The organism is Candidatus Aquicultor sp., assembly GCF_054640775.1.
In genome coordinates this window covers 1,791-4,818 of record NZ_JBTSLF010000185.1, presented here as the reverse complement: position 1 = coordinate 4,818, position 3,028 = coordinate 1,791, and the positions used below count along the sequence as shown (strand labels likewise).

Below are 3,028 nucleotides of genomic sequence, written 5' to 3'. Positions count from 1 at the left end.
GGAACTACCAACGCCTCGGCGGTGTTCTTGGCGCTCAGCGAGCTTGCAGCCGGCAAAGAGGCTATCGTCTCACGGGGCCAGCTCGTTGAGATCGGCGGCTCCTTCAGGATTCCCGATGTCATGCGGCAAAGCGGGGCAATCCTGCGCGAGGTGGGCACGACCAACAAGACATACATCATCGACTACCGCACCGCGATTACCGAAGGCACGGCCCTTCTTATGAAGGTACACACGAGCAATTTTAGAATCGTCGGCTTCACGCACGAGGTCGGGCTGGACGAGATGGTCGCGCTTGGTGAAGAACTCGGTATTCCTGTTATGGAAGACCTGGGCAGCGGCGTCCTCATCGATCTCTCCAGGTACGGTATCACCTACGAGCCGACGGTGCAGGAAAGTGTGAAGGCCGGTGTCGATGTCATAACGTTTAGCGGCGACAAACTCTTGGGAGGTCCGCAGGCGGGCCTTATCGTCGGAAGGACCGAGTTTATCAACCGCATGAAAAAACACCCGCTTGCAAGGGCGCTCCGGGTTGATAAAATGACCTTAGCCGCACTTGAGGCTACATTAAGAGAGTACCTTGACATGGAGACTGTGCGGCAGAAGAACCCGACGGTACGGATGATCACCGCCCCGGCCGGTGAGCTTAAAGTGCGGGCCGAGGCGCTCGCGAAGCTTCTTAAAGACGACCTGGGAGAAGGCTTTACGGTAACAACGGAGCCAGAGGTCTCTAAAGTCGGCGGCGGGTCGCTCCCGTTGGCGGAGCTACCGACGACCGCGGTTGCAGTGCGCTGCGCTTTCGCGACCGCCAACGAGATCGAGGCGATTTTAAGGTGCAACGAACTGCCGGTCATCGTGAGAATTAAAGAAGACGCGGTTCTCTTAGACCCGCGTACCATACAAGAGGGCGAAGGCCAGCTGATACTGGATGCCTTCAACAAGACAAGGGAAGTAGTTAAGGAATAATGAAGCAGCTAATACTTGGCACCGCCGGGCACATCGATCATGGCAAAACCACTTTGATCAAGGCGCTGACCGGCATCGATACGGATAGATTGGAAGAAGAGAAAAAGCGGGGCATCTCCATCGAGCTGGGATTTGCCAGCCTTGAGCTACCCAGCGGGCAGAAGCTCGGCGTTATCGACGTCCCCGGCCACGAGCGCTTCGTCAAGAACATGCTCGCGGGCGCAACCGGAATCGACATCGTCATGCTGGTCGTCGCCGCGGACGATTCGGTCATGCCGCAAACCGAGGAGCACCTCGCCATCGTCGATCTTTTGGGTATCCAGGAAGGCGTAGTGGCGCTTACCAAGGCCGATATGGTCGATGAAGAGTGGCTTCCGCTTGTCGAAGAAGAGATCAGGAAGGTCCTTTCAAAGACCAGCCTTAAAGACGCCCCCATCGTCCCCGTGTCCGGCAAAACCGGAATGGGGCTTGACGAGCTGAAAACCACGCTCGATACGATCGCCCAGCGTATCCAACCGCGCAAGGACAGGTCTCCCTTTAGACTGCCCGTCGATAGGGTCTTTTCTATGTCCGGTGCGGGTACCGTCATCACGGGCACCCTGTGGTCGGGCGAGATCCACTCCGACGAGAAGGCGCACGTCTACCCGGTCAACAAAGAGGTTCGGATACGAAGCATCCAGGTCCACGGCACAAAGATGGATTACGCCTTGGCCGGTCAGCGGGTGGCCCTTAACCTGGTCGGCCTGGATAAAGATGATATCGAACGCGGTGACGTCGTACTGGCGCCCGGTTATCTTAGCCCGAGCTATATGTTCGACGCCACACTGAAATTGCTCGAAAGCACACCGAAAGAGCTTAAAAACAGGGCGCGGGTGAGAGTGCACCACGGCACCAGCGAGGTGTTGGGGCGTGTGGTTTTGACGGACCGCGAAGTCCTCATGCCGGGTGATACCGCGTTTGTCCAGCTGAGACTGGAGAGCCCGGTTATTCCAAAGTATAACGATAATTTTGTCATCAGAAGCTACTCGCCGATTCAAACCATCGGCGGCGGCCGTGTTCTGGATAGCCATCCCGTCAAGTACCGGGTGTCCCATAAGAATTTCAGCGAGCGTTGCCGTCTCCTCAGCGCGGGGGATCCCGAGGCAATCGTGCGGCTCTTCCTCAGCGAGACGCATGGCTTCATGACCGCAAAACAGCTCTGGGTGCGCTCCGAGCTGGGGGAAGACCGGATAAAAGAGAGCCTCGCCGCACTCATAAATAGCGGCGAGATAACTTCGATTATTATCGATAAGCAGGATCACTATATCGTGAAAAGCACATTTGATGCCCATACCAAGAGCTTTGTAGAGTACTTAAACGACAACTTCAAGAAGAACCCCCTCAACCCCTGGTTGAGCAAGCAGATTATAAAGTCGCAGCTGTTCGACTGGATGTCGGATAAGGAATTCGACACGTTTGTCGTCCACCTGCAAAAAGCGGGCAAGATAGTCGTCGACAAAGCCCAGATCGCCGACGCAAAAGCCCAGGTAACAGTGGGCAAAGAGGATGAGGAGCTTCTGGCGTCCCTTACTAAAAAAATCGTGGACGGCAAATACGGCCCACCTGAGACCACCTGGCTCTCGAAAGAGATGGGCATGGACCTGAAGAAGCTCAACTCGCTAGCCGACCTTCTGGTACGCGAGCATAAGCTGGTCAGAATCGCGCCGAACATGTACTTCGACGCCGCACTCATCGAGGAGGCCAAAGCGGAGTTAAAGAAGCACTTCTCCGGCAAACAGGTGAGTCCCGCCGATGTGCGCCAGATATTCGATACGTCGAGAAAATACATCATTCCGCTTCTCAGCTACTTCGACATGGTCGGCGTTACGAGACGCGTTGGCGAAACCCGTTTCGTGCGCTAGGCTGAAGCAAGGATGATCGCATGTCACGGTTCTAACGGCTCCTGACTTGTATTTTGGGCTCAGACCTGGCAAAATAGAGGTATCAACGATAATGGTTTTGCCATTATCGTTTTTCATGGAGGTGGATTGGGCCTGGTGGCTCAGCTGGTCTTCAAAACCAGTCG

Annotated in this window: 2 protein-coding genes and 1 tRNA gene (1 of these 3 running past the window's edge); all 3 read left to right on the top strand. The window is 55.6% G+C overall.

What is annotated here, in order from left to right:
* Window positions 1-963: L-seryl-tRNA(Sec) selenium transferase (selA, locus tag ACYC56_RS12280; RefSeq protein ID WP_461374469.1), on the top strand; the 963-nt coding region annotated here is incomplete at its 5' end.
* A complete protein-coding gene (gene selB, locus ACYC56_RS12275) occupies window positions 963-2,864 on the top strand; it encodes a selenocysteine-specific translation elongation factor (protein WP_461374468.1) in 1,902 nt (633 codons plus the stop codon). The genes selA and selB, both read left to right, overlap by 1 nt.
* Window positions 2,865-2,981: 117 nt before the next feature.
* Window positions 2,982-3,028, top strand: a tRNA-Sec gene (locus ACYC56_RS12270); it runs 49 nt beyond the window's last position.

Excerpts from the sequence above, each read along its gene's own strand:
- selB (WP_461374468.1), top strand. The coding sequence starts at position 963 with ATGAAGCAGCTAATACTTGGCACCGCCGGGCACATCGATCATGGCAAA.